Genomic DNA, 390 nt, shown 5'->3' with positions numbered 1-390 from the left:
GTTGATCGAGTGATCGGCGTCCTTGCGCAGTACCAGCGTCGCGCGTGGCCTGGTGGGCAGGATGTTCTGCAACAGATTCGGCAGGTTGATGGAATGCCAAATCTCCTGTGCGGCAAGGGTTGCCTGCTTGTCGGTCAGTTTGGCGTAGTGGTGGAAGTGTGAGGACGGGTTGGCGAACGACGTTGAGCGCATTGCCAGGAATCTGGAGATGTACCACTGTTCGATGTCCTCGATGCGGGCGTCCACGTAGATCGAGAAGTCGAACAGATCTGAGACCATCAGCGTCGGGCCGGTCTGCAGCACGTTCAGTCCCTCGAGAATGAGGATATCTGGTTGCTCCACAACGTGATTCTCGCTCTTGATGATGTCGTACAACAGGTGCGAATACAC

1 pseudogene is annotated in these 390 nt (G+C 56.2%); it reads right to left on the bottom strand.

The features are described from left to right. A pseudogene (locus tag FH08_RS0134115) lies at positions 1 to 390 on the bottom strand (type I pantothenate kinase); the annotation flags it as partial.

This window comes from Caballeronia sordidicola, from assembly GCF_000729995.1.
GTDB classification, from domain to species: domain Bacteria; phylum Pseudomonadota; class Gammaproteobacteria; order Burkholderiales; family Burkholderiaceae; genus Caballeronia; species Caballeronia sordidicola_A.
Note: the sequence above shows the minus strand (reverse complement) of the source record. Positions and strands in the feature narration are given on the sequence as shown.